Origin of the sequence: Metamycoplasma equirhinis, assembly GCF_006385185.1 — a bacterium.
In the GTDB taxonomy this organism is placed as follows: domain Bacteria; phylum Bacillota_I; class Bacilli_A; order Mycoplasmatales; family Metamycoplasmataceae; genus Metamycoplasma; species Metamycoplasma equirhinis.
In genome coordinates this window covers 1-539 of the sequence record NZ_VFIX01000025.1, presented here as the reverse complement: position 1 = coordinate 539, position 539 = coordinate 1, and the positions used below count along the sequence as shown (strand labels likewise).

General features: G+C 61.6%; 1 protein-coding gene. It reads left to right on the top strand.

Annotated elements, in window-relative coordinates; all coding sequences use genetic code 4:
- Nucleotides 1–539, top strand: a 539-nt coding sequence (gene amrS, locus FJM08_RS08480; protein ID WP_140031740.1) for an AmmeMemoRadiSam system radical SAM enzyme, incomplete at both ends; no start/stop codon positions are given.

The window sequence follows — 539 nt, the reverse complement described above, 5'->3', positions numbered from 1 at the left end:
AACTGGGATATCTCCAAGTCCCGCGAGATCGACGTCCTGGCCAGTCGGGCGGCCCCGGCCGACATCGCCCGGACCGCACACGAATTGGGTTGCCGCAGCGTGGCATTCACCTACAACGACCCAACGATCTTCTGGGAGTATGCCGCCGATGTAGCCGACGCCTGCCACGACCAGGGAATCAAAGCCGTCGCGGTGACGGCCGGGTACATGTGTCCTGAGCCCCGCGCGGAATTCTACCGGCGTGTCGACGCCGCCAACGTCGACCTAAAGGCATTCACCGAAGACTTTTATCGCAAGGTTTGCGTCAGTCACCTGCGCAACGTCCTGGACACCCTGGCCTACCTGCGGCACCAGACGAATGTGTGGTTGGAGATCACCACCCTGCTGATTCCCGGACGTAACGACAGCGACGCGGAAGTCGCTGCCGAATGCAGATGGATCCGCGAAAACCTGGGCGTCGACGTGCCGGTGCATTTCACCGCGTTCCATCCCGACTACAAGATGATGGACACCCCGGCTACACCAACCGCCACATTGAC